The sequence below is a fragment of the Streptomyces sp. NBC_01384 genome, assembly GCF_045040035.1.
In the GTDB taxonomy this organism is placed as follows: Bacteria; Actinomycetota; Actinomycetes; order Streptomycetales; family Streptomycetaceae; genus Streptomyces.
Genome location: NZ_CP109559.1, coordinates 4,253,671 through 4,279,440, shown reverse-complemented (window position 1 = coordinate 4,279,440; position 25,770 = coordinate 4,253,671). Strand labels below are relative to the sequence as shown.

General features: G+C 69.5%; 19 protein-coding genes and 1 pseudogene. 12 read left to right on the top strand and 8 right to left on the bottom strand.

Annotation, left to right across the window (positions count from 1 at the left end; translation table 11 throughout):
* Positions 1 to 9: 9 nt before the first annotated feature.
* Positions 10 to 775: pseudogene (locus OG747_RS19420) on the top strand (ABC transporter substrate-binding protein); the annotation flags it as partial.
* A gap of 102 nt (positions 776 to 877) precedes the next feature.
* On the opposite strand, the gene OG747_RS19415 reads toward OG747_RS19420, so the two are convergent.
* Entirely contained in the window at positions 878 to 2,041 is a 1,164-nt protein-coding gene (locus OG747_RS19415) for a DUF6183 family protein (RefSeq protein WP_405880593.1), read from the bottom strand.
* Between the two features lie 119 nt (positions 2,042 to 2,160).
* On the bottom strand, positions 2,161 to 6,810 hold the full coding sequence (locus OG747_RS19410; RefSeq protein ID WP_405885604.1) for an RICIN domain-containing protein: 4,650 nt from the start codon (positions 6,808 to 6,810) through the stop codon (positions 2,161 to 2,163).
* Positions 6,811 to 7,653: 843 nt separating this feature from the next.
* On the opposite strand from OG747_RS19410, the gene OG747_RS19405 reads away from it, so the two are divergent.
* The 3 genes from OG747_RS19405 to OG747_RS19395 all read left to right on the top strand — a co-directional run bounded on the left by OG747_RS19405 (position 7,654) and on the right by OG747_RS19395 (position 12,643).
* Complete coding sequence (locus tag OG747_RS19405) at positions 7,654 to 7,836, top strand: hypothetical protein (protein WP_405880592.1); 183 nt, start codon at positions 7,654 to 7,656, stop codon at positions 7,834 to 7,836.
* Positions 7,837 to 7,919: 83 nt separating this feature from the next.
* Positions 7,920 to 8,816 (top strand): glycosyltransferase family 2 protein, encoded by an 897-nt coding sequence (locus tag OG747_RS19400; protein WP_405880591.1) that lies wholly within the window; start codon positions 7,920 to 7,922, stop codon positions 8,814 to 8,816.
* 452 nt (positions 8,817 to 9,268) lie between these two features.
* A complete protein-coding gene (locus OG747_RS19395; protein WP_405880590.1) occupies positions 9,269 to 12,643 on the top strand; it encodes a BTAD domain-containing putative transcriptional regulator in 3,375 nt (1,124 codons plus the stop codon).
* Positions 12,644 to 12,743: 100 nt separating this feature from the next.
* Here OG747_RS19395 and OG747_RS19390 read toward each other — a convergent pair whose 3' ends face one another.
* Both OG747_RS19390 and OG747_RS19385 read right to left on the bottom strand, forming a co-directional pair.
* Positions 12,744 to 14,438, bottom strand: a complete 1,695-nt coding sequence (locus OG747_RS19390; protein ID WP_405880589.1) for a bifunctional 3'-5' exonuclease/DNA polymerase — start codon at positions 14,436 to 14,438, stop codon at positions 12,744 to 12,746.
* A 241-nt stretch (positions 14,439 to 14,679) separates the two neighbouring features.
* Positions 14,680 to 15,414, bottom strand: a complete 735-nt coding sequence (locus OG747_RS19385) for a Clp protease N-terminal domain-containing protein (protein WP_405880588.1) — start codon at positions 15,412 to 15,414, stop codon at positions 14,680 to 14,682.
* A gap of 140 nt (positions 15,415 to 15,554) precedes the next feature.
* Here OG747_RS19385 and OG747_RS19380 point away from each other — a divergent pair, with 140 nt between their 5' ends.
* Entirely contained in the window at positions 15,555 to 16,703 is a 1,149-nt protein-coding gene (locus OG747_RS19380) for a DUF2786 domain-containing protein (RefSeq protein ID WP_405880587.1), read from the top strand.
* A gap of 164 nt (positions 16,704 to 16,867) precedes the next feature.
* Here OG747_RS19380 and OG747_RS19375 read toward each other — a convergent pair whose 3' ends face one another.
* A complete protein-coding gene (locus OG747_RS19375; protein WP_405880586.1) occupies positions 16,868 to 17,446 on the bottom strand; it encodes a DUF4232 domain-containing protein in 579 nt (192 codons plus the stop codon).
* Positions 17,447 to 17,609: 163 nt separating this feature from the next.
* Positions 17,610 to 18,167 carry a hypothetical protein gene (locus OG747_RS19370; protein WP_405880585.1) on the bottom strand — a complete coding sequence of 186 codons (558 nt, stop codon included), beginning with the start codon at positions 18,165 to 18,167 and terminating at the stop codon, positions 17,610 to 17,612.
* Between the two features lie 337 nt (positions 18,168 to 18,504).
* Here OG747_RS19370 and OG747_RS19365 point away from each other — a divergent pair, with 337 nt between their 5' ends.
* Entirely contained in the window at positions 18,505 to 19,110 is a 606-nt protein-coding gene (locus OG747_RS19365) for an ABC transporter ATP-binding protein (RefSeq protein ID WP_405885603.1), read from the top strand.
* A gap of 8 nt (positions 19,111 to 19,118) precedes the next feature.
* Positions 19,119 to 19,919, top strand: a complete 801-nt coding sequence (locus tag OG747_RS19360) for an ABC transporter permease (RefSeq protein WP_405880584.1) — start codon at positions 19,119 to 19,121, stop codon at positions 19,917 to 19,919.
* A gap of 75 nt (positions 19,920 to 19,994) precedes the next feature.
* Here the strand turns inward: OG747_RS19360 and OG747_RS19355 are convergent, their stop codons facing one another.
* Positions 19,995 to 21,992 (bottom strand): polyprenyl synthetase family protein, encoded by a 1,998-nt coding sequence (locus tag OG747_RS19355; protein WP_405880583.1) that lies wholly within the window; start codon positions 21,990 to 21,992, stop codon positions 19,995 to 19,997.
* Between the two features lie 265 nt (positions 21,993 to 22,257).
* On the opposite strand from OG747_RS19355, the gene OG747_RS19350 reads away from it, so the two are divergent.
* From OG747_RS19350 to OG747_RS19335, 4 genes are all read left to right on the top strand, one after another.
* Positions 22,258 to 22,383: a hypothetical protein gene (locus OG747_RS19350; protein ID WP_405880582.1), complete on the top strand. Its 126-nt coding sequence runs from the start codon at positions 22,258 to 22,260 to the stop codon at positions 22,381 to 22,383.
* 140 nt (positions 22,384 to 22,523) lie between these two features.
* Positions 22,524 to 22,946, top strand: a complete 423-nt coding sequence (locus OG747_RS19345) for a metalloregulator ArsR/SmtB family transcription factor (RefSeq protein WP_405880581.1) — start codon at positions 22,524 to 22,526, stop codon at positions 22,944 to 22,946.
* Positions 22,943 to 23,434 carry an SRPBCC domain-containing protein gene (locus OG747_RS19340; RefSeq protein WP_405880579.1) on the top strand — a complete coding sequence of 164 codons (492 nt, stop codon included), beginning with the start codon at positions 22,943 to 22,945 and terminating at the stop codon, positions 23,432 to 23,434. Before OG747_RS19345 ends, OG747_RS19340 begins: the two co-directional genes overlap by 4 nt.
* Positions 23,435 to 23,627: 193 nt before the next feature.
* Entirely contained in the window at positions 23,628 to 23,897 is a 270-nt protein-coding gene (locus tag OG747_RS19335; RefSeq protein ID WP_405880578.1) for a DUF397 domain-containing protein, read from the top strand.
* A gap of 177 nt (positions 23,898 to 24,074) precedes the next feature.
* Here the strand turns inward: OG747_RS19335 and OG747_RS19330 are convergent, their stop codons facing one another.
* Positions 24,075 to 24,596, bottom strand: a complete 522-nt coding sequence (locus OG747_RS19330) for an ATP-binding protein (RefSeq protein WP_405880577.1) — start codon at positions 24,594 to 24,596, stop codon at positions 24,075 to 24,077.
* A gap of 336 nt (positions 24,597 to 24,932) precedes the next feature.
* Between OG747_RS19330 and OG747_RS19325 the strand changes: the two genes are divergently transcribed.
* On the top strand, positions 24,933 to 25,757 hold the full coding sequence (locus OG747_RS19325; RefSeq protein ID WP_405885602.1) for a helix-turn-helix domain-containing protein: 825 nt from the start codon (positions 24,933 to 24,935) through the stop codon (positions 25,755 to 25,757).
* The last annotated feature ends 13 nt before the right edge of the window (positions 25,758 to 25,770 follow it).

Here is a 25,770-nt window from a genome sequence, read left to right as displayed (position 1 = left end):
ACGTGACCCCTGGAGCACAAGGTGGGCTACCGCGTCGACATCGTGCAGGTCGACGCGGTCCCCGCCTGGGACGCGCTCAGCCAGGGCCGCGTCGACGCGATCCTGGAGGACTGGGGCCATCCCGACCAGGAGAAGCGGTCCGTCGACGACAAGAAGACCATCGCGCACGGCGGCGACCTCGGGGTGACCGGGCACATCGGCTGGTACGTCCGGACGTACCTCGCCGAGCAGCACCCGGACATCATGGACTGGAAGAACCTGAACAAGTACGCCTCGCTCTTCCGCACCGCGGAGAGCGGCGGAAAGGGCCAGCTGATGGACGGCTCCCCGTCCTACGTCACCAACGACAAGGCGCTGGTGACCAACCTCAAGCCAACCAGGTGGTGTTCGCCGGCTCCGAGGCCGCGCAGATCACCCAGATCCGCCAGTTCGCCGAGGAGAAGAAGCTCTTCCTCACCTACTGGTACGCGCCCCAGTGGCTGTTCAAGAAGATCCCGATGACCGAGATGAAGCTGCCCCCGTACAAGGACGGCTGCGACGCGGACGCGGCGAAGGTGGCCTGCGCCTATCCGCACACCCCGCTGCGGAAGTACCTCATCAACGCCGACTTGGCCCACGACGGCGGCAAGGCGGCCGTCTTCCTGAAAGGTTCAAGTGGACGACGGAGGACCAGAACGAGGTCTCCCTGATGATCGCCGACAAGAAGATGAGTCCGCCGGACGTGGCGAAGCAGTGGGTGGAGAGCCATTCGTCGGTGTGGAAGGCGTGGCTTTCCTGGCGCCTCGCCCGCCGAACCCACTCTGGATTCGGCGGGCGAGGGGCTGTCAGCCCTCGCGGGGGACTGCGGAGCCGCTGACATCAAAAGGTGCTGCTGGAATCAGTCGGTGTCCGTGGCAGTGAGGACTGTGATCTCCTGCCCGCCCGGTCGCAAGGCGGCCACGGCGAGGTCCCAGGCCACTTGGTGGAACCAATCCGATGAGGGGTCGGCGATGAACCAGTGTGCCTGTTCGACCAGCATGGCCGTGTGGTTGATCGGCGCGTCCGGGGCGGCGCCGACCAGGCCGCCGAGGGAGCGCCAGGCAGCGAGCCGCCCATACGCACCGAACATGCCGTTGCCGTAGGCGGGGCTGCGCACCGCCGCGGTGAGCAGCACCTGCAGCACCCTGTCGGAGGTGGCCGGGTGCAGCCGAGCCCTGGTCTCTCCCGTTGGCCATGCTGTGAGTGCCAGCCGCTCGAAGACGGCTGCGAAGTCGTCCGGTGAGACAGGGGACGCGGACCAGAACTCCTGCGCGGCGACCATGCCGTTGGACTCCTCGAGCCAGTGCCGCACCGCAGCGCTCATGGCCTCGGCCACCTCCGGAACGGTGATGTCCGCCGGATCGACCGCGACACTGCGCCGGCGCATCTCCGGCGAGACACGGAGTTCGGGTTGGTCGCTGTGCTTCTCCACCGTTGCCGGGGGCAAGGCCCACGTCCAGTCGTGCGGAGCGTGCGTCGGCCTGAGCAGCGCACGCTCCGTCGGCAGCAGGTGGAGCGGCAGGGGCGCGAGCGGATGCTCCTCCGTCACGAGCGCTTCGCCGAAGGACCGCAGAAGGGGGTACTCCGGGACTGCGACGTCTTCGAGTACCAGCTCTTGCAGCAGGCAGGCCTTGAACTCGTCCGACGCCGCAGTGCCGAGCTGCTCGCCGTAGACGACCGGGACGATGTCCGCAGGCCGATGCCCCAGGGCCACCATGTGGGCCAGGCGTCGCTCAGCCCTGGTCTGTGCCGACTCTCCGGCCTGCAGGCTGCTTGGCAGGCACATCAAAGCGCGCAGGCTCTGCTGTCCCGCCGTTGTGGCAAGAGCTGTCTGCAACCGGTAGAGCAGGAAGGCGTGTTCAGATGAATCCTCGCCTTCATGGGCGGCCCGCCGGGCGAGCTCCGCGCCGAGCAGCGTCGCCCACTCGAAGTCTCCGGACGAAACCCGATGCTGGATCTCTTCGCCAAGTGCGGACGCCGCTGAGAAGTCACTGTCCAGCAGTTCTTTGATCCGTTGAGTCATGTCGCTGTGCATGGTGGAATCACTTTGCCTCACGCTCGTCGAGTCCGGGACTCGGCCGACGCCGTACAGCGCCGGCCGAGTCCCGTTCTTCTGCTTCTTCTACGACGCGGCGCGGACCGCTATGGCGCAGCCACCGGATAGGCGCTCAGAATCTCCTTGGTCTGCGGATTGACCGCAATCTGCAGATACTCCTCTCCCCTGGTCCCGATTGCTCTTCCCATGGGGAAGACGAACCTGAAAGCATCCGCGGGATCCTTTATCGCCTTGCTCTGCATGGCCCACGCCTCGTCCACCAGGGCGAGAACCTTGCCGGGGTCCTTCTCGATGAACACCGTGTGCGTCGCTCTGGAGGCATCGGGCACCGTGTGGGCGAGCACATGGTCGATCTTGTTGCCGAACTTCCTGTCGAAACCGTAGATCAGCCCGCCGGGCGATTGGAGCTTGCCGCCGCCCAGGTCGACGAAGCCGACCGGGCAGAACGTGTTGTGCACGAGAACCGGCGTGGTCCCCGCCAGCACATAGTAGGTGTGGATGTCGGCGACGCTGAGGTTGTAGGCGGAGTGGAGCCGCTGGTAGCGGTGGACGCCTACGACGGTGACGGTCTCTCCGCTGCTGGTGCGCAGCGTCTGGCCGGGCCTGAGATCGCCGGCGTCGATCCATCGGTGGGCGCTGGGCGACCAGAACGGGTGGTGCTGTGTGGCGGTGATCCGTGACCGGCCGGCGTCGATCCTGATGTCGGCGAAGTCGGTGTCGTCCGGCGTGTAGATGGTGTCGGTGACAGTGCGGCCTGCGGTCCGGCCGCTTCCGGGATCGGTGGCGAGGACCGTGTCACCGGCCCTGACGTCCTTGATCTCCTTGGTCGTGCCATCGGCCATCAACACGTGCGTGGCGCCGGGGAAGCTGTTGGGCCGGCATGCCATGCGGGATTCTTCGTAGGCATTCACCGACCGCTCGATGCTCGCCAACGCCTCCGCGTCGATGTCCAGAGCACGCAGTGCCTTCATCGCGTCAGCGACGCCGATGCCGGTGCGCATGGCGGCGTCCACGGCACGGATCGCTTCGGCGACCTTGCCGATGGGACCGCCGAGCGGGAGCCAGGTCGCGGCCCAGAAGCAGTCGCTCGCATTGCCCTCGCCGCCGCCGAAGGCCTTGTGGTAACAGCCGGTGAAGTCACCCTTGATCGACTTGGCGATGCCCTTCCAGACGTCGACGGTCGCGTCCCATGTGGAGATCTTGACCGTCTTGGTCTGGTCCTTGATGGTGACCGTCTTCAGGAAGTACGTGTCGTCGGACGGGCAGCCGGCCGGGGTGGCGGGCACATCGGGGTTTGCGCACAGGTAGAAGCTGACCACCGCGTCGAAGTGCGCGACGTACACCATCTTGTCGCAGACGACGACGTCGTGGCACTCGTTGGGGAGGCGCTCGGGCTCCCCGCGCTGCCTGATCTCGTCGATGACGGAGAAGACCCCGCCGACACCGGTCCCCGAGCCGTCCTTGACGTTCTTGCTGGCCTGAGCCGCCTCCGCTTCCGTGGCGGCCTGTTGGGCTTCCTTGGAGTACTTGTCGGCGTCTTTGGCCGCTTGTTCGGCTTCGGTGGCGGCGGTGTCGGCGCGGGTGGCGGCGGCGCGGGCGTCCTTGGCGTCCTGTTCGGCCTGGGCGGCTGCGGCGCGGGCGGCCGAGGCGTCGAGTTCGGCCTGGTCGGCGGAGTCGCGGGCGCCCTTGGCGTAACCCTCCGCGTTGCCGGCTGCCTTGTCGGCGGCTGCGGCGTCGGCGGCGGCCTGCTTGTCGTAGTCGATGGTGCGGGCCAGCGAGGCGGCCGCCTTGGAAGCGGCGGTGGCGGCGTCGGCCGCGTAGCCGAGGGCTTCCTTGGAGTAGGTGCGGGCGTCGGCCGCGTACTGGGCGGCGTTCGCGGCGTGCTGGTAGGCCTCCTTGCTGTCGCCCTGTGCCTGGTCGGCGAGGTTCTTGGCGGCCTGGGCCTCGGCGGCGGCGTTGCCGGCGTGCGCCTGTGCGACGGCCTGCTGCTGCTCCGCGATCGACTTCGACGCCTGTCCGGTCAGGACGACCAGGCCGGCGGCGGAGTCGGTGTCGACGTAAGGAGAGCCGAGCTGGATGGCGTCGTTGGCGGGGGCCGCGACCTGTTCGGCCGCTTTGGCGGCGTCGACAGCGGCCTGGGCGGTGACGTGAGCGAAACCGGCGGCCTTGGCCGTTGCGGCGATGGCCTTCACGGCTTCCGCGTTGGCGGCGTCGGCCTGGGTCTTGGCGTCCTTGGCGTGCTGTTCGGCCTCGTCGGCGAGTTTGACCGCGGCCTGGGCCTCGGCGGCGGCGTCCTGGGACGCCTTGATGGCGTCGGCGACCGCGGCCGTCGCGGTCTTCACCGCGGCGTCGGCCTTGAGCTTGTCGGCCTGGGCGGCATCGGAGGCGGCGCGGGCGCGCTTGGCGGCCGCCTCGGCGCGGGTGGCGGCGGCGTCCGCCGCGGCTGCGGCCTCGGTGGCGGCATTGGCCTCGGAACCGGCCTTGTCCGCCGCGGTCTCGGCGTCGTCGGCGGCCTTGTCCGCCTCGTTCGCGGCCGCGCGGGCGTCCTCTGCCGCGGAGCCGGAGCTGAGCTTGTCGGCGTAAGCGTCCTTGGCGTCGGCCTTCGCTCGCTTGGCGTTGGCCTCCTGCCGCGCGTCCCAGGCGTCGTCGCGCATGGCCTTGGCGTGGTCCCTGGCCTTGACCGCGTCGTCCCGTTTGCCCTGGGCGGTCTTCTCGTCGGCCTCGGCCCGGTCCTTGGCGTCACTGGCCTTGGTCGCCTCGGCCTCGGCGTTCTTCCTGTGCTCGGCGGCCTCGGCCTGCTCGGCGGCGGCCGTCTCCTTCTCGGCCTTGGCCGTCTTCTCCTCGGCCTCCGCGGTGAGCCGCTTGGCGTGGGCGTCGGCGGCGGCCGCCTGCGCGTCACCTTCGGCCGCGAGCGCGACGGTGAGCTTGGCCTCCGCGGTCTCCTTGTCCTTCTTGGCGTTGTCCCGGTGTACCTTGGCCGCGTCCGCGGCCGCCTTGGCCTGGAACTCGGCCGTCTTCGCGGCCTCCTTGCGGAATTCCGCCTTGGCCTGCGCGGCCTGCGCCAGCGCACGTTGCGCGATGGTCGCACTGTCCCCGGCGGCAGCCCGGGTGGCGGCCTCGGCCGTCTCACCGGCCTTCACCAACGCCGTCAGAGCCGCGACCGCACCCTCGGTCACCTGCGCCTTCTGCTGACCCACCAGCAGACCCCGACCCCTCGGCGCGCCATTGGCGTCCGCGGTGTTGTACGCGGTCTGCAGCGCGGCGTCCGAACTGGTCGCGGCCTTCTGCGCGGCGGCCAACTGCGCCTTGAGCACGGCCAGCTGGCTCTTCGCGCCGGTCTGGGCGGCGGTCACCCCGTTCTTCGCCTGGGTGAACTGCGCCTTGTCCGGGTAGCCCAACCTGGTGTCGCCGGTGTGCCCCTTGGGCACGATGCGCAGCTTCTGCGAGGCCGAGCTGTTGCAGGCCAGCAACGAGGAGTTCGTGCTGTTGTCGAACGAGGGCAGGTTCAGGCACTTGTCCGTCGCGGCGTTACGGAACACGCCCGTCGCCCGCACATCGAAGTCCCACTGCTGCGCCTTGCTGCCGTTGCAGCTCGAGATCTGGATTTTCGTACCGTCGGCGTTCTTGCCGCCGGCCACGTCCAGGCACTTCAGCGACTTGGTGTTCGCCAGGGCGTAGCCGCCGTCGTACGAGCCCCCCAACTGCCACTCCTGCGCCGAGCCGCCGTTGCAGGTGTAGACCTGGACCGCGGTGCCGTTGGCCGTGCCGCCGCCCTCCACGTCCAGGCACTTGCCCTTGGCGCCGGGGATCTCGATCGTCAGCGGGGCGTCGCCGATGTAACCGATACCGCCCGCGGACCAGTAGTCCTGCCAGCGGGTGGCGTGGTCGGCGATCCAGGAGTGCCCGAGCATCTCGCCCAGGGCCTTGGTGCCCTTGGCCAGCGCGTCGACCGCTGCCTTGTTGGCATCGAGGATCTGGTTGCGCTGACTGGCCTGGGAGGCGATCTCCTGCTGCCACTCGCCGGCCGCGGTGGACGTGATGTCATCCAGCACGCCGTTCGGATCCAGCGGGTCACGCCAGCCGCACGCGGCGAAGCGGGACTTCACGTCCTCCACCGCGATCCGGTACTCGGGCGTGCCCGGCTGCGGTGCGGTGCGCGGGAAGCCGCCCGAGGCCAGGAAGATCCGCGCGTCGTCCGCACCCGGGTTCGCACTGGGACGGCCGTGCATCCACTCGAACGCGGCGTGCTCGGCCAGCGCCTGGTTGAACTCCTCCCGGGTCTTGCCCACCGAGCTGGGGTCCTGCCCGTACAGGGAGGCGCCCACCTGGTCGACGGCAGCGAGGGTCTTCTCGTCGGCCGCCGGGGTCTCGTCGTCGTAGAAGTCGGAGTCGGTCCGCCAGTACCGGTCCGAGATCCACGACGTCAGACCGGTCTGCCCGTAGAACGACTGCTGCCCGTCGTTACTGGTGCCCGGCGGCCAGTGGAACCCGGTATCCGTGAACCCGCCCGGCGTCGCCAGACCGTCCAGCGGCTTCTTCCAGGACTCCTGGAGCGCGGACAGCGCCGCGCTCTCCTTGCTCGCCGCGTCCTTGTCCGCCTTGTAGGCGACGGCCAGCGGCGTCTTCTCCCAGTTCTTCCGGTCGGCCGCGACATGCAGCTTCTCCGGCGTCTGGTTGAGGCCGTCCTGCGCGGTCGCAGCCATCGACGCGCCGCCCAGCCGCAGCACATCGGTCATCAGACACTCGTCCTGCCGCAACTGCTCGGCAGCCGTGTCCTCGTACCAGGGGTAGGAGTCACTCGCCGGCTCGTCCCGCAGCGGCGACGCACCGGGCTGGACTGCCAACCCGGCCAGCACCGCCAACGCCACGGCGGAGGTGGTCACAAACCCTGAACTGCGTGATCTGGTCAGGCCGGACCATGGTTTGGAACGCAAAGAAGCATCCTTGTCTTCGTCAAGGGGGATGCGTGCCGGGAGAGCACCGAAGAACAGCCGAAGAGCAGCCCAGTAGCCGTACGAACGGCTACGGCGGCATGACGAAGCGAACCTTCCCCGTCAACGACAGTGTTCCCCCGGTCGCTGATAGATGTGCACAGACACGGGCTGGTCAGGACCGGTCATGCGCGGACATCATATGGACACGTAATGTGCACGTAAAGTCCCCACCTGTATGTCAAGTTGGCCCGCCGGGGACATCCGTGCTGGTCACTGGCTGGTTGCGATGAGCGGGGCCCGTCAGCAGCCGGGTTGTTGTGATTATCTTGTGCTCTCTCCGAGAGGCACTTCGATCAAGGGCGTCAGGCCGGCCGACAACGCTGCGCACCTGATCGGGATCCTGGAATGGGCCAAGGGGAACGGCCCGGTCATCCTCGTCGCGCGTCGAGCACTTCGAGGTGCGGGGCGCGTACGCGGGTTGAGGCCGTGCGGTGTGCGCCCGGTAAGAGCCGGTGGGATCTGGTGAGAGTCGGTGAGAATGCGGGCGTGTATCCGTGTCGTTCCGGCGCGTATCCGTGCCGTTCCCCCCGCGCCGAGTAGGTTCGCCCCTGACCACGGAAGGGCGAGGGCGAAGCCGATCACGCGATGCTCTGGATCGCCTGCCCGCGCAAGGCGGCCGGGCACCGCAGCGACATCACGGAGAACGCCCTGCGCGAGCTCTTCCTGCCGCTCGGGGTGGTCGATGTGAAGGTGGCCGCGCCGGGGGAGGACCGGTCGGGACTGAAGTTCGTACGGCGCAAGGAACTGCGTAAGGAGTGTGGGGAGTAAGGAAGGGTGGCGTACCTGGGGGGGACTCAAGGTGAACGGTTAGCATCGCGGGCAGAGTTGTCGGCCTGGGATGGAGTGGTGTCGTGTCGGAGGGGCCTCGGATCGCCGTTGCCGTCGTGACCATGGGGAACCGGCCCCGCGAGGTCGACGCGCTGCTCACCTCGGTGGCCAAGCAGGACGTCGCACCCGCGCGGATCGTGATCGTGGGGAACGGGTGTCCGCTGCCCGAGTTCGCCGAGCGGCTGGGGCTGCCCGGGGTCGTGACCACCATCGAGGTCGACGAGAACCTCGGCTGCCCGGGCGGGCGGAACGTGGGCCTCGCCCGGCTCGGGGAGTTCGGGGACGTGGACGTCGTCGTCGAGCTCGACGACGACGGGCTGCTGGTCGACGCGGATGTGCTGCGCAAGGTACGGGACCTGTACGCCACCGACCCCCGCCTCGGCATCGTCGGCTTCCGCATCGCCGACGAGAACGGGGAGACCCAGCGCCGGCATGTGCCCCGGGTCGGGGCCAAGGACCCGATGCGGGGCGGGCCCGTCACCGGTTTCCTCGGCGGCGGGCACGCACTGTCGATGCCCATGCTCGCGCAGATCGGGGACTGGCCCGCCGAGTTCTTCTTCGCGCACGAGGAGACCGACATGGCCTGGCGGGCCATCGACGCCGGGTGGACCGTGCTCTACGAGCCCGAACTGCTGCTCCAGCACCCGAAGACCTCGCCCGCCCGGCACGCCATCTACTACCGGGTCACCGCCCGCAACCGGGTCTGGCTCACCCGCCGCCGGCTGCCGCTCCCGCTCATCCCCGTGCACTTGGGGATCTGGATGCTGCTCACGCTCGCACGGACGCGGTCGATCGGCGGCCTGCGGGCCTGGTTCGGCGGCTTCGCGGAAGGTGTGCGGAAGCCGGGCGGGGAGCGGCGGCCGATGCGCTGGCGGACGGTGTGGCGACTGACGCGACTGGGACGCCCGCCAGTCATCTGACGCCCGCCGGTCATCTGAGGTCCGATTGCCGTCGGGCGCTCACCGGTCGTCCGACGTCCGACTGTCGTCCGGCGGCTGCCTGCATCCGACTGTCGTCCTACGTGTGGCTGTCGTATGACGGCTGCCGTTCAACGGCCCGGAACGGACGAAGGCCCTGGTCGCTCACCTCCGACGACCAGGGCCTTCTCTGTCCCCGGATCCGGCCACGGCGGCGACACTCCCCCGAGTTACGCGTCGTACGCGCGCACCGTCGGGCCAGATCCGATGGACTGATCCCATCAGGCGGCGCCAACGGATCGCTAACATGTCGCCAACGGTTTCCATCCGGAAACCGGGAATCCAGAAGTCGGTCGACGCGAAGTCGCCCAAGAAGGCGCGAAGTCGCCATGGGTGCGGTCAGGATCGATCGAGACCGGTCGGGACGGTCGCACGGGAAGGCAGTGGGGCGGGCTATGCGGTACGGGCTGCGGTTCGGGCTGCTGGGTCCCCCCGTGTTGTACGACGCCGACGGCGAGGTTCGTTCGATCGGCAGCGGCAAGATGCGTGCCCTGCTGGTCGCGCTGCTCCTGGAGCCGGGCCGGGTCGTCTCGGTCGACGTGCTCAAGGACGCCCTGTGGGGCGGAGCGCCACCCGCGTCCGCGCAGGCCTCGCTGCAGAACCATGTCACCAGGCTGCGCCGACTCCTCGACGATCCTGAGCGGCTGCGCGCCGTACCGCCCGGGTACCTTCTGCGCGTCGGCGAGGGCGAGTTGGATGTCCGCGTCTTCGAATCCCACGTCACGGCCGCACGCGCCGCGCACGCCGGGCGCGACTGGGCGCGGGCGCTGCGTGAGGCCCTGGCGGCGCTCGCGCTGTGGCGCGGCACACCGCTCGGCGGAGTCCCGTCCGAACTCGGCGGACACGCGTTCGTCCAGCGCCTGGAAGAGGCGCGACTGCTCGTACTGGAGTGGCGGTACGAGGCTGAGCTGTGGCTTGCGGGGGACGCTCACGCCGGCGGTGCGGGGGAGGCCGCCCGGGGTCAGGGGCGTGACGGGGGCGCTGGGGGTACTGGGGTTTCTTGGATCTTCGGGGACGTCGGGGCCTCCGCCGATGCGCACGCGAACGCAAGCGCCGACGAAGCTCGCGCTGCCAGGGGCCTCGGCCCCGTCCGACTGGCCGCCCTCGCGCCCGAGTTGGCCGCCCTCGTCGCCGAGCACCCCCTGCGGGAGGCCTTCCACCGGCTGCTGATGCTCATACTGCACCGCACCGGACGTCAGGCCGAGGCCCTGGCCGTCCACCGTGACCTGCGCGCCCGCCTGATCGAGGAACTCGGGATCGAGCCGGGCCCCACAGTGCGCGAGGCGCATCTGGAGATCCTGCGGGACCAGGACCGGGACCAGAACCAGGACCAAGACCAAGACCGGGACCGGGATCAGGACCGGGAGCGGGAAACCCACGAGACCGAACGTGACCATGACGGTGATCGTGGCCATGACGGTGATCGTGATCGTCATGAGGACGCCGACCTGGCCGAGCGCACCGCCCCTGCGGAACCGCCTCCGCCCCGGCCCGCCCAACTCCCACCCCCACCGGCCCACTTCACCGGCCGCAGAGACATACACCAGGAACTGAACCTGGCCCTGGCCTCGAACGCGGATGTGGATGCGGATGCGGATGCGGATGCGACGGACCCTCGTCCCAGACCCCCCGCTCCGGCCGTTGCCGTCATCAGCGGTATGGCCGGAGTCGGCAAGAGCGCGCTGGCGCTGCATGTGGCGCATGGGCTGCGGGAACGTTTCCCCGACGGCCAGTTGTACGTCAACCTGCACGGGGCCACGCCCGGAATGACCCCCCTTACGCCCGGCCAGGCGCTTGCCGCAATGCTGCGCGACCTCGGCGCCGAGCCGCGCCGCATTCCCGAACACCCGGACGCGGCCGCCGCGTTGCTCCGGTCGACGCTCGCGCCGACGCGCACCCTGATGGTGCTGGACGACGCCGCGCACGCCGGGCAGGTACGGCCGCTGCTGCCCGCGGGCGCGGGGTGCGCGGTGATCGTGACGAGCCGTTCGCCGCTCACCGCGCTCGACGGCGCACACCGTTTCCCGCTCGCGCCTCTGTCGGACGAGGACAGCGCCGCCCTGCTGCGCGCGGTCTCCGGCCGGGTGGACGGCCTGGACGGCGGACACGCCCTCGTCGAACTCACCGGCCGGCTCCCGCTCGCCCTGCGCGTCGTCGCGGCCCGCCTCGCCGCGCGACGCGCGCTCACCCCGGACGTCCTCGCCGGTCAACTGACGGCAACGGAAGGCCGGTTGCACCACCTCGAGTACGACGACCTGAGCGTCCGCAGGTCGCTGGCCGTCGCGCACGACGCGCTGCGCGCCTCGGAGCGCGAAGCGGACCGGGACGCGGCGCTCGCCCTGCGCAGCATCGGCGCGCTCGACCTCCCCGTGTACGGGGCGCCTCTCCTCGCCCGCCTCTCCGGCATCGCCGAACACCGCACCGAGGCCGCCCTCGACCGTCTCGTCGACGTCGCTCTCCTGGAGGAGACGGCGTACGGCCGCTACGCACCCCACGACCTCGTCCGCGACTTCGCCAGGGAGATCGCGGGAGCGACGAAGGACGCTCGTGAAGGAAAGGATGCTCCCGAAGGAGAGGGAGCTCCTGAAGAGAAGGGCGCTCCCGAAGGCAAGGACGCTCCTGAAGGCAAGCATGCCGATGAAGGAATGGGCGGGGGCGTGTCCGAGCGCGCTCTGCGCTGGTACGCCGGTGTCGCCGCCCGCTCGCTCGACGCGATCGTCGAGCCGGGGCTCGACCGCGAGGACCGCAGTCGGCCGACCGCCGCGCAGCCGGCCGCTCATACGGCGGACGCCGCGGCCACGCCCCCCTTCTGCTCCGCCAAGGACGCCTTCGCCTGGGGCGATCTGGAGCTGGAGAACGTGGTGGCGCTGGTGGGGCGGTACGCGGACTCCTCCGCCTACGTTCCCGTGCTGGTGCGACTGCTCAACCCCTACCTCCAACGCAGCGGCCGGGTCGCGGAGTCGGAGGTGCTCCAGCGGGCGGCGCTGGGCGCGGCGCGGCGGCTCGGCGACGAGGCCGCGGAGGCGTACGCGCTCGGGGACCTCGCGGGGCTGCACTTCATGACGGGGCGCGCGAGTGACGCGCTCACCCTGAACGACGAGGCGTTGGCGATCTGGCGGCGGCTCGGCGTGCTGTCGTGGGTGCGGCGGGGCCTGAACAACCGCGGAATGCTGCTGGAGGGGCTCGGACGCTACGCCGAGTCCAGCGAGGCGCTGCTGCAGAGCCTGGAACTCTCCCGGGAGTTGGGGGACCCGCACACCGAGGCCATCACCTACAGCCACCTCGGCAACCTGTACGAGCACACGGACGCCCGCGCCGCAATCGCCCACCACAAGCGCAGCCTGGCGATCGGCGATGCGATGGACGACGTGATCATCCGGAACGCCGCGCACTGCAACATCGGCTACGCCCACCTCACCCTCGGCGAACCGGCCGCCGCCGTACCGCACTTCGAGGAGAGCCTGCGCATCCTCGGCTCCGACGACGACTGGCCCGGCGAGTCGCAGACCCGGCTCGGGCTGGTGCGCGCGCTGCGCGGGGTCGGGCATGTCGAGCGGGCCGGGCGCGAGTGCGATCTGTTGCTCGGTCGCGCCGATCAGCGCGCCGACCGGTACACCGGCGGGCTCGTTCGGCACCAGCGGGGGCTGCTGCTGCGCGCACAGGGGGATGTCGAAGGGGCGTACGAACTGTGGGCGTCGGCCCTGGAAGCGCTGGACGGGACGGACACGCCGGTGGTGGGGGAGTTGAAGGAACTCCTGGAGGGGAGGTAGTCACGTCGCGGTTCTGTAGAACGGGTTACGTCGAGGTTCGGCAGAAGTGGGTGCTCAGCGGTTCCGTAGAAGTGGTTGCTCCATGGTTCCGTAGAAGTGGTTACTTCGCGTCCGCGTAACACTCCACCACCGCCGTCGTGAACGGGAAGCGGACCGGTGTCTCGCCGAACGTCAGCCGCCCCGCAAGCTCCGCCGCCTCCCGGATCGCCGCCACGACCGTGTCCGCCTCCTCGGCCGGACAGTGCACGATCACCTCGTCGTGCTGGAAGAAGACCAGTTCGGCGGCGAGGTCCGCGCAGGAGCGGCGGAGGGCGGCGAGCAGCAGCAGCGCCCAGTCGGCGGCGCTGCCCTGGACGACGAAGTTGCGCGCGAAGCGGCCGCGGGCGCGGGAGTTGGAGGAGGCGTAGCCCGGCACCCAGCCCTGGTCGCCGCCGAGGGCCTCGGCGGGCTCGTCCTGCGGGAGGCCCGCCTCCTCGGCCGCGGCGTCGGAGGCGCCGGCCGCCGGGGGACTCGTACGCCCCAGCCAGGTCCGCACGAGCCGGCCCTCCTCGCCGGCCCGCGCCGCGTCGTCCACGTACGCGACGGCCTTGGGGAACCGTCTTCGCAGCGCGGCCAGGTTCTTCAGGCCGTCGCCGGACGTCTGCCCGTACACCGCGCCGAGCACGGCGAGCTTGGCCTGGGCCCGGTCGCCCGCGAACGCCCGGTCCGACACCGACTGGTACAGGTCGCTCTCCCGGCCCGCGACCTCCATCAGGCCGGGGTCGCGAGAGATCGCGGCCAGCACCCGCGGCTCCATCTGGTCGGCGTCAGCCACCACGAGCCGCCAGCCGGGGTCGGCGACGACGGCACGCCGGATGATCTTGGGGATCTGCAGCGCGCCCCCGCCATTGGTCACCCACCGCCCGGTGACGGTCCCGCCCGGCAGGTACTCGGGGCGGAACCGCCCGTCGCGCACCCAGTCCTGCAGCCAGGACCAGCCGTGCGCCACCCAGATCCGGTACAGCTTCTTGTACTCCAGCAACGGTTTCACGGCCGGATGGTCGACGGACTCGATCTCCCATCTCCGCGTGGACTTGACCTTGATCCCGGCCTGGGCGAAAGCCTTTATGACGTCGGCGGGCAGGTCGGGCCGGACACGTCTGCCGAAGGCCGCCGACACCTGATCGGTGAGCTCGGCGAGGCGTCGGGGTTCGCCGCCGCCCGCATACCGCTCGCCGAGCAGTTCGTGCAGCATCTCGCGGTGGACGTCCGCGCTCCAGGGCAGCCCCGTGCTGTTCATCTCGGCCGCCACCAGCATGCCCGCGGACTCGGCCGTCGTCAGCAGGTGCATCCGCTCCGGGTGTGCGCTCGCGTCGTGGCGGCGCCGCTGGTCGGCGTACACCTCGATGAGGTCTTCGAGCGGTACGCGGACCGGGCGCGGCTCGAAGAGGGACGACTGCGAGCCGGGCTCGGCGGAGCGCTGCGGAGGGTCCGGCGGTACGGGGCCGCCGCGCAGCCGGGCCAGCGCGGCGGCCGCCGAGCGGGGCTCGCCGAGTCGGCCCTCGTGGCCGAGCAGCAGCGTCTCGGCGGCCTCGACGTCGTAACACCGCTCCACTCGCACCCCCGCGGCGAGCAGACGCGGATATACGTCGGCCGTGGACCGCCAGACCCACCGGACCACGCCGGGCCGCCCCCGCACGGCCTCGACGAGATCCGCCTCCCTGCGCACCGGTCCCGCGGGCAGCCCGTCGGAGCCGAGGGGGGCGACTTCCGCGCCACCGTCCTCGGCCGGCCCGAGAGCCCACCGGTCGCTCATGATTCCGAGTCTCGCAGGCGGGTCTGACAATGACCGGGGACGCGCGACGCGGTGCGGTGCGCTTGCCGCGGTGCGCGTGGCGCGGTGTGCGTGGCGCCGGGAACGGGGCTCGGCAAGCCCGTCCGGCGGCGATGCGGGCCAGGCGTCACTGCGGGCCGATCGCGTCACACCTCTGCCCTGGCGGTATCCGTGCTCGCTGGCGGTAGCCCTGCCCCGGGTGGTAGCTCGCGCCCGCCGTCGCTCAGCCCTTCTGCTCCCGCGCCCTCGCGATGCTCTCCACCGCACGTGCGAGCTGGGCCTCGGCCACCGCCTTGTCGATGCCGACCCCGCTGAGGACGCCCTTGCCGTTCTCGTACTCGAGGAGGGCCAGGAGGATGTGTTCGGTGCCGATGTAGTTGTGGCCGAGACGGAGGGCCTCGCGGAAGGTGAGTTCCAGTGCCTTCTTGGCGGCGGGGCCGTACGGGATGAGCTCCTGGACCTGGTCGGCGGCCGGCGGCAGTACCGCGGCCGCGGCCGCGCGGACGGCGTCCAGGGTCACCCCTTGCGCGGTGATCGCCTGCGCGGCGAGCGACTCGGGCTCGGCGAGGAGGCCGAGGACGAGGTGCTCGGGGAGCACCTCGGCGTTGCCCGCCGCCTTCGCCTCGTTGTGCGAGGCCATCACCACGTTCCGGGCGCGTTCCGTGTAGCGGCCGAAGCCCTGGCTGGGGTCGAGGTCCGACTCGGCCTTCGGGACGAAGCGCTTCTGCGCCGCCTGCCGGGTGACCCCCATGCTCTTGCCGATGTCCGTCCAGGACGCGCCCGAACGGCGGGCCTGGTCCACGAAGTGGCCGATCAGATGGTCGGCCACGTCGCCGAGGTGGTCCGCGGCGATCACCGCGTCCTGGAGCTGGTCGAGCGCGTCGGTGTGGACCTTCTTGATGGCCTCGATGAGGTCGTCGAGACGTACGGATGCCGTGCCGAGTGGGTTCGTCGTCATGTGTCAACCGTAAGTTGACAGTCGGAGGGTGTCAACCGGGAGTTGACACCCCGCTTGGGCGTCGCCGGGCGATTCACTGTCCACAGGGTGTGGATGACCTGGTATCCCGGGCACGCCGGCGCGCGTGACACGATCGAGGAATGAGTAGTAGTACGTCCAGCACCGTCGAGCGGGCCTTCGAGACCGCGCTCTACGCCGAGACCGACGCGGCCCTCGACACGGGCGCCTCGCTGCTCGCCGCCGACCCCGCCGGTGACGCCGAACTCGCCCGCCGCGGCGAGGAGTTCGTCGCCGCGGCCTGGCGTCGCGGCTGGCAGCCCGCCGACGTCGTACGGATCGCGCGGCGCGAGCTGGACGACGTACACGTACGCCTGGTGTCGGCGCTGATCCTCGGAGAGGCCGGTCGTGACCGGCGGCCTCGGGGCCCGCGCTGGGCCGCGCAGCTCGAAGAGCTGGACGGTGCCCGGGCCCCGCGCGCCGACCGCTTCTCCTACGCGACCGCCGTGCTGGAGCTGTACCGGCTGCTGCTCCGCCTGCCAACCCTGGAGCCCCTCGACACGCCCCAGTCCCCCCACGCACCCCGGGACACGGCCGCCCCGAAGGACTCCCGCATGCTCACCCGCATCCGTGCCCTGCTCGCCAAGGCCGAGGCGACCGGGTTCCCGGAGGAGGCGGAGGCGCTGAGCGCCAAGGCACAGGAACTGATGGCGCGGCACAGCATCGACGAGGCCCTGCTCGCGGCCCGTACGCACGCCAAGGACGCACCCGGTGCCTGCCGCATCGGCGTCGAGCCGCCGTACGAGACGGCCAAGGCGGTGCTGCTCGACGCGGTGGCCGACGCGAACCGCTGCCGCGCCGTGTGGAACGAGTCCCTCGGCTTCTCGACCGTCGTCGGTTTCGAACCCGACCTGGAGGCGGTCGAGCTCCTCTACACCTCGCTGCTCGTGCAGGCCACGGCCGCGATGACGAAGGCGGAGGCGGCACAGCGGGCCGGCGGAAGGAAACGTACGAAGACCTTCCGGCAGTCGTTCCTCGCCGCGTACGCGCACCGGATCGGGGACCGGCTGGCGACCGCCGCCGAGGGGGCCGAGGGGCAGGCCACGTCGGCGGAGAGGGAGTTGCTGCCCGTCCTGGTGGCCCGTGACGTCGCGGTCACGGACCACATGGAGCGCATGTTCCCGAACACCGTCACCACCCGGCTGCGCGGGGTCGACGACGCGGCCGGGTGGGAGGCAGGTGCCGCGGCGGCGGACCAGGCCCAGGTCAGGGCACGGCCGCCGCTGCGGTGACGCACGAGGGCGGGGGTGGAGGGGGCTGGTCGCTCAGTCGCCGACGCGACGCGACGGCCGCGACGGACTCAGCCCGGTCGCTCACCCGCCCACGCTCACTCGCCCACGCTCACTCGCCGACGGGCCGCGACGGGCTCAGGTGCCGGTCGCTCGCTCACGCTCGCTCAGTCGCCGGCGGCCTGGAACGTGCTCACGGAGGCGTTCAGGTCCCCCGGCCCGCTGTTGCCCGCGAGCGGGCCGTACGACCACTTGAAGCTCTGGGTGGCATCGGCGCCGGGCAGGCTGATCTTCAGCGTCGACGCGTCGAGACTCTTCCCGTCGCCCGCCGCGCCCCGTACGTACGTGATCGTGAAGGAGGCCGTACCGCTCTCCGCCAGGGGCAGCTTCGGCGCCTTCGCGGACTTCTCCGCGGGGATGTCCGTACTCCTGCCGTTGCCCTCCACCTTGATGCCGGGGAAGCCTTCGAGCGTGCACTGGGCGCCGCGATTGGTGAGCGTGACGGGTACGTTGCCGGTGTCCCCGGCGGCCGGGGCGGTGTTGGCGGGGCCGACCTGGACGCCGACCTGGTCGATCTTGCAGGCCGTGGAGGAGCCGGAGCCGGAGCCGGAGGCGGAGACGGCGGAAGCGGTCGAGGCGGTCGAGGCGGTGGAGGCCTTCGAGCCGTCGTTACCACTGCCGCTGTCGCAGGCGGTCAGGGTGAGTGCCGCCGCGGCGGCGACGACGGCGATCGGAAGGGCGCGCATGGGGTTCCCCCTGAGTTCGTGACGATGCCCAAGGATCATCACGCAGGCGGCTGACCGAGCGTTGCGCGCCCCCCGTCGTACGGCGCGCTCCGGGTCGTGAACGCCCCGAAATCTCCTTTACGCCGACGCGATGAGCCGACCCTCGACACCAGAGGAGGGAGGATCAGGAGCCCAGACTCGCCGTCGGCAGCCCCGACGGCAGCTGCCCGCCCTCGGCCTTCGTGTACGACTCCTTGCCGATGCTGCCCGACCAGGTGACCTTGAGCGTCGTGCCGTTCACGGAGTCGACCATGCCAGTGGCGCGGTTCTTGTTCTTGTCCGTGCACTTGAGGTGGATCATCTGCATGCCCGCCTCGTCGCCCGCGGTCCCGCTGCACACGGTGCCGCCCGTCGTGAAGAGTCCGGCCTGCTTCCCGGTGATCACCAGCGCCACGGCCTTGCCGCCCGTCGTGGCCACCCAACTGCCCTCGAGCTTGCTGTTGGCGGTGGACGAGGCGCCCGAGCCGCCGCCTGTATCGGCCGTCCCGGAGGCGGACGCGCCGGGGCTCGCGGACTCGTCCCCGGAGCCGGAGCCGGAGCCGGAGCCGGAACCGGAGCCCGAGTCCCCGCTGCTGCAGCCGGTCAGCGCGAGCGCGCCCGCCAGACCCAAGGCCACGGCCGCGGCCTTGGCCGCGCCCCGCGCCCGCCGACGCGAGAGGTTCGCCGAAGTCGCCGATGTCACTGAAACCCCCAAGGGTGGTGGTGTCGCTGGGGTCGCCGGAACGACCGCAGCAAGTTACCAGGGCGACTCATGAACACCCTGAGCGTGCCATCGGGAGAACTTACGAATGGTTCTGAGCGACGAACGTTCTGAGCGAGCCACCGAAGCCACCGGGAACGAGTTACCAGGAGGACTTGCGGACGCCCGGACGCCCGGAAGGAATCCCGCGTGTGCCTGCTCCCGCAGATGCCTCACCTGTGCTGTGGCGTTTCCTTGCGACCGTTGGTTCGTTGACAGTTGTGGGACATCCATATGGCCTACATCGGGGGCCGGGAGGGCTGAGGGATAGGGGGCGTTGATGGAGGCAGAGGGAGTCCACCATTCCTACGGCGGTCGGCGGGTATTGCGCGGTATCGATGTCGCGCTGCCCGCCGGGTCGGTGGTGGGCATTGTCGGCGAGAACGGGGCGGGCAAGTCAACGCTGTTGAAGATCCTTTCGGGGGAGCTCCGACCGGACCGGGGCGTGGTCCGGCACGGTGGGCGGTTCGGATACTGCCCTCAGCAGGTGGTGCTCAACGACGTGTTCACGGTGCGGCAGCACCTGGAGTTCTTCGCTGCGGCTTATGCCGTTGCGGATCTGCGGCGGGCCGAGGACGTCATGGCGATCCTGGGTTTCACCCAGTACGCCGGTGCCCTGGTGGGAACGCTCAGTGGCGGCACGCGGCAAAAGCTGAATCTGACGCTCGCGGTGATGCACGACCCGCAGGTGCTGCTGCTGGATGAGCCGTACCAGGGCTTCGACTGGGAGACGTATCTGCGTTTTTGGGATTTGGTCGCGGACCTGCGTGCGGCTGGCCGATCGGTCCTCGTCGTCTCGCATCTGGCCTACGACACCGATCGACTGGACCAGGTGTGGCGGTTGCGGGACGGCGTGCTGCACGGAAGGCAGGAGGAGGTGCGGTGAGGCGCGGGGTGCGGCTCTTCAAGATCGCCACGCGCTATGGCTTGGTGGAGCACGCCAGGAATCGGTTCGCGATGCTGCTTGTGGCGGTGTTTCTTCCGGTGTGGGTCATTTTGACGGGCTGGGCCGTCGCCAAGGAGCCGGTACAGTTCCGGCTGCACAGCACCGGTCACGTGTTGACCGCCGACAGTGACAAAATCACCCAGATCACCGGGGCGCTGAACGGGGTCACGCTGATCATCGGATTCATGATGTTCGCGGCGACCTTCAGTAATGAGGCATTCGACCGCCGCCTGTCCATGGCCGGGTTTCCCCGGGTTCCGCTGGGGCTGGCGAAGGTCGCCTGCCTGGTCATTGCGTCGGTGGCGGTCTGTTCGTACGCCACCGCGGTCATCTGCTGCTTCTGGTCGCCCAGGCAGCCCGTGCTGCTCGGCGCAGCGCTGTTTTGCACGGCGATGACCTACGGTGCGCTGGGCGTCACTCTCGGCACGCTCCTGCGTCGTGAGGTGGAGGGCATGTTTGCCATTGTGATGATCAGTGTCGTGGACCTGGGCTTGCAGAATCCTCTCGCCAGCAGCGGGGCGGACAGTGACATGGTGCGCTGGCTGCCCTCGTACGGTGCCATGCAGGCCGCGACAGCCGCAGGCTTCTCCACCACCGTGCCCGCCGTGGACTTCGCCGTTCAGCTGGTCTGGTTCACCGCCAGCGGCCTCATCGGGCTGTTTGCCTTCCACCGGCGTACCCGGTCTGCTCTGACAGCCGACGTGCGGATCGGCCGGCAGGCGGATGCCGACCCGGTGCCGTTGGGGTAGGTGGCGAATCGATGAGGGCAGTGTCTCCGCGCGAGCAGCCCGCGCGGGGACACCGTGATTCTTTCGCCCTCGGGACTACCGCGCGGACGGGGCCGGGGCGGCAGGCCCGCTGATCTCACGGCGCAGGCGCTCCAGGTCCGGTCCCGCGGCCGTGGTCTTCGGTTGGTACCTTTCGGACTCGTCCTGCCGCATATCAAGGAACAGTTTCATCATGTCGTAGATCGCCGCATACCGGTCGCCTCGGCCGGAGAGGCCGGGCAACGTGCGGAAGAGTACGGGCACGTATTTGAATACCGCGTTGAATTGGGCGTGCTTCTCCGCCACTTGGCGTTCCACCCGCTCGATGGCTTCCGCGCGGCTGCACCCCATCTCGTGGCGGATCGCCCTGACCAGGTTGTAGGGGACCTGATCTGCCTCGTCCCCGTCCAGTCCCGCCAGGTCGTTCTCAGCGAAGATGACGAAGAAGCCGAGCTCCTCAAGACGTCGGACCATGCGGTGGCTGCGCACCGCCGGCGGCATCTCCCGGTCCTGCACGATCTCCGAGCACGCCAGGCCGACCTCGAATGCACTGGTCGCCCTCCGCAGCGGCAGGTAGTCCGCCGTTGAGGGGATGTAGCCGCTGATGCGGTGGCGTGCCTCACGCTCGCAGGCGTGGAGCCATTCTTCGATGTTGTCGAGCAATGCCTCCTGCCATCGCGCTGTCCTGCCTTTACACAGGCGCGGCCACAACTGCGCCCAGGACCTCGGGATCGCGCCGTGCGTCCATGGTGCGGCCGGGTCCTGGCGCAATGTCGCCACCAGGCCTTCCCTCAGTGCGGTAACGGCTTGCGGGTCCGTCAGCTCCGGATCTTCGAACAGGTCGTCCCACACGGCGATCAGCGTGGCCAAGGCTGCGCTGGTCTGCTTCCTTTCGAAGACGCCATCCTCGCTGCCGGCCCCGTCCTCCACCCGAGGAAGGACCCGCTCGATCATCGACAGAGAGCCCGTCACACGGTGGTGGTCGGCCTCGGCTGGGGTGGCGGCGATGCCGGTGTCCACGAGCCAGCTCTTCATCCACTGCGTGACCTGCTGAGCTTGCGCGCTGTCCTGGGGCTGAGGTGCCTGCCGGACCTGGCGGGGAATGGCCGCGGGGCGGGAAGCAGTGGGCCGGTCGAGCACCGCCCGAGAGTAGGCCGTCAGCCCACCGAGCGCATGAGGGTGATCGGCAAGATCGGCGAGCTGATCAGCGGCCTTGACCATGTGCGCGTCAGCCACCGCCTGTGCCTCCTGCACGGCCCCGGAGGCGACAACGAGGTCCCGGGCACGTGCGACTTCCTCCTGCGTCAGCTCCCTGCCCAAAAGGCGGCCAAGATCAAGGTCGCGGGAAGCCGCCCGGATCACAGGCAGGGTGTAGACACCCTCGGACAGATCCGTGTTGACGGGCTTGCCCAACTCCTCGACTGTGGACGTCAGGTCGAGAATGTCATCGCGTAGCTGATAGGCGTGCCCGAACTGCCAGCCGAATCCGGCCAGCGCCTCCTCCCGGCTCTCCTCCCGGCTCTCCTCCCGGCCGTCGTGCCGACCGCCGACCCCGTTCGCCTGCATCGCCCCCAGCCGGCAGGCCAAGGCGAACAGATGCGCCGTCTTGCCGCCGATCGCATCGAGGTAGGCCTGCTCGCTGCGCGAGGCCGTATACAGGTCGGCCGCCTCCATCACCATGCCGGCGCACATCCGTTCGCTCGCCGTCGTCCCGGCGATGACTTCGCGCTGACCAAGTTGCGCCAGCATGGTCAGGCCGGTGAGCATCACGCAGTCCCCGGCGAGGATGGCCAGGTGCTCACCCCATACCGCGTTGGCGCTGGGACGGCCCCGGCGCTCGTGAGCGTGGTCCACGACGTCATCGTGGTAGAGCGCGCCCAGGTGCAGCAGCTCGACGGCTGCGGCGGCGAGCACGGCCCGGTCATCGGCCGGCTTCGAAGGATCCGCGAGAACGTAGTACGAGAGCAGAGCAAGGGTGGGACGGACCAGGCTGCGCGACGTACCGGGCCCGTCCAGCGTGAGCGCGTCGAGTTCGGGTCTGCCCTGGATGCGCACCGGTCCGAGAGCGTCACGGACCCTGTCCAAGTCCGCCTCCAGACAGGGGAAGACGGCCGGAATAATCCCAGAAGGTGGCATATTGCGCTCCTGACGCTGGTCGGGGTTCACCGAGCGGGAGGAGAGCCGAGACGTCGCACAGGATGCCGCAGCACCCGCTCCCCGTCATGACCACCCCCACGCCTCGCCGCCAGAAAACAGGAGCCGGTCGAAGTGCGCGTGCAGGCCTGAGCCAAACCACCTCATCGCATGAACGCTCGCCACCGTGCGCGACTACCAGCCGGCCTTGACCTTGTTGTATGCGGTGCGGTCGCTGGAGATGCAGGTGCGGAAGGCGAGGGCGCGCGTTAAGGAGGCCCTGCCGCTCGAGGGAAGTCTCGCGGGCACCTGAGCCGCAAGTCGGGACGTGGGCACAGGTGCGTGCAGCCGTGGCCGCCAACATGCACGAGTTCGTCAGGCGTGGGCGAACTCGGGGGTCTGGAGCTGCTGCCGCTGGAGTGCGCTCAAGCGTGTTCTGGTGAGCGGGAGTGAGTGCCGGTGGTCTGTGTCGTGGCTAGCGCCAGGCGGGAAGAGGTGCTGCGCCTGCTGCGCGAGCAGGGACCTCAGCCCGTCCAGGCGCTGGCCGACCATTTCGACATGCGCCGCCCCAGTCTCTCGGAACACCTCAAGGTGCTCCGAGAGGCCGGCCTCGTCACCGAGCAGCGCTCGGGGCGCCAGCGCATCTACTCCCTCGAAGCGGCCCCCTTGGCCGAGGTGCAGGACTGGCTCCACCCGTACGAGCGGTTCTGGCGCGACCGCCTCAGGGGGCTCGGGGCTCTCCTCGACCACATGGAAGCCGAAGCCGAAGCCGAAGCCGAAGCCGAAGCCGAAGCCGAAGCCGAAGCCGAAGCCGATGGTGACAGTGGCGGTAGCGGTAGCGGTAGCGGTGACGATGATCTCGGTGGCGAGACATGAACCCTGCCCCCGTCCCGGACGGAGACCTGCCCCCCGTTCCGGAGGATGAACTCACGACGATCCGCGTCGACCAGTTCCTCCCGCACCCTCCCGCGAAGGTCTGGCGAGCCCTCACCGAGCCCGAACTCCTCGCCCGCTGGCAGATGCCGGGCTCGGAGGACTTCCGGCTCGAAGTGGGGCACACGTACACCCTTACCTCCGTCCCACGCCCCAACGCCCGCTTCTCCGGCACCGTCGACGTGCGGATTCTCGCGTACGAGCCGGAGCGGATGCTGCGCGTCCGGTGGGCCGACGCCGATCCGGCGAACCCTGCGGATTGGGCCATTACGTGGAAGTTGAAACTCGAAGGGCACGGTACGCGTCTGTTCCTAGTACATGAGGGATTCGACCCGGACGACCCTGCACAGATGATGGCGCGGAAGATCATGGACGGGGGCTGGAGATCGCATGTCATGCGATCTCCGGGGCAAACGCTGGACCAGATGTAGCCCGGCGAGTACCAGCCAGTAGTCAAGCGGGCAACACGCAGTAGTCAAGTGGCGGTAAAAGCTGTAACCGCAGCAGCACCCCCCGTGCACGTGCATCTGCCCATGCATCTGCACATGAACAGAGCTATGATCCGGGGCAGTTGGCCACTGCATCAATGGCCACATCGGCCACTGCACGACCGGGGAGCGACCTGTGGACCACGACGTGTTCGACGTGGATGACCTGGATGACGTGTACAACGGCATGGCTGCGACGGAGCTGACCGGGGTGGCCTGGCAGAAGAGCAGGCACAGCAACTCGCAGGGCTCCTGTGTGGAGTTCGCGAGGCTGCCCGGCGGCGACGTCGCGGTGCGGAACTCGCGGTTCCCCGAGGGGCCCGCGCTCGTCTACACCCGTGCCGAGATCGAGGCGATGCTCCTGGGCATCAAGGACGGCGAGTTCGACCACCTGATCGCCGGCTGACATGACCCGACGCCAGGCGCCGGGGCGCACACCCGAGTAGCCAACTGGTATCACCCAGCCGACAAGCGCCACTCAGGCAACCAGCACCACTCAGGCAACCGCCATAACCGACAGCAACCGCTTTCTCGCGGTGCGTAACGCGCGTAGAACCGCGGCGCCAAAAAGCGCCGCGGTTCTCTATTCGCTCGAAATCGACGCGGTGGCGGCCGGCTGCGGAAGCCGGAACAGCGCCCACACGACCTTGCCGCTGAGCGTGCCCGCGAGTGGGTGCCAGCCCCAGCTGTCGGCGAACGAGTCGACCAGGAACAGGCCGCGGCCCGACTCCGCCGAGAAGTCCTCCGAGTCGCCCGCGACCGGACTGTCGTGACTGGGGTCGCGCACCGCGCACACCAGACGTGAGGTCCACCGCATCAAGTGCAGCCGCACGGGCGGGCCTTGGTCGTCCGGGCGGGGCGTGTCCGAGGGCAGTGCGTGCCGCAGCGCGTTGGTCACGAGCTCGGAGACCACCAGACAGACGTCGTCGAAGCGGTCGCCGATGTCCCACTGGTCCAGCGTTCTGCGGGTGAACTGCCGCGCTTCGCGCACCGCTTCATAGCGTGCGGGCAGGGCGCAGGAAGCGGCGTTGGACACAGCCGCGGGGTCGAGCGGCGGAAGTCCCTGCCGTAAAGGCTCGAGCATGGTCGATCCATTCGTCCCCATGCGAGGCACTCCCGGGTGTTCGCGGTCGTTGCGATGCAGCGGTGGCGCGAGGACCATGGTTCCGAATGCGTTCAGCAGATGCAAGGGCAGATGCACGTGCACGCGCCCGAATTGGACCTTCCTCTACCGTTTCTTGGTCATTTTTTCCGTCACCTTCTTCCCGCTTGTTGCCCTCAACTGATCTCTTCCTGTGTGGCCCCGTTGGAAGCTTTCCGTTTCTGTAATCGAACGTGTACTGCTTGAAGTGTTTTAGTGGCAGACTTCGGCGTCTGAAGACGGTTGGGGAGGCTGACGAACGTGAGCGCTGGTGAGTCGAGCGGCTCGGTGGTGCGGCGCATGCTGCTTGGGTCACATCTGCGGCGCTTGCGGGAGACGCGCGGAATCACCCGGGAAGCGGCCGGTTACTCAATCCGTGCCTCCGAATCGAAGATCAGCCGCATGGAGTTGGGACGGGTGAGCTTCAAGACGCGCGACGTCGAGGACCTGCTGACGCTCTACGGCATCACCGACGAGGCGGAGCGCACCTCGCTCGTGTCCCTCGCCAGGGAGGCCAACGTCGCGGGCTGGTGGCACAGTTACTCGGACGTCCTGCCCAGCTGGTTCCCGACCTACGTCGGCCTGGAGGGCGCGGCCCATCTCATCCGTTCGTACGAAGTGCAGTTCGTGCACGGCCTGTTGCAGACGGAGGCCTACGCCCACGCAGTCGTCGAGCGCGGCATGAGGGGCGCGTCCCCCGCCGACATCGAGCGGCGCGTCGCGCTGCGCCTGGAGCGGCAGAAGTACCTCGTCTCCGAGAAGGCCCCGGAGTTCCACATCGTTCTCGACGAGGCCGCGCTGCGCCGCCCGTACGGCGACCGCGAGGTGATGCGAGGGCAACTCCAGCACCTGATCGAGGTGTCGGAGCGTCCCAACGTACGACTTCAGGTCATGCCGTTCAGCTTCGGCGGCCACTCGGGCGAGAGCGGCTCCTTCACCATCCTGAGCTTCCCCGAGTCCGACCTGTCGGACGTCGTCTACCTGGAGCAGCTCACCAGCGCGCTCTACCTGGACAAACGCGAGGACGTCACCCAGTACGAAGGCGCGCTCAAGCAGTTGCAGCAGGACAGCCCCGGGCCGTCCGAGAGCCGCGACCTCCTTCGGGGGCTGCTCCAGTTGTCCTGAAGCCGCCCCCGAA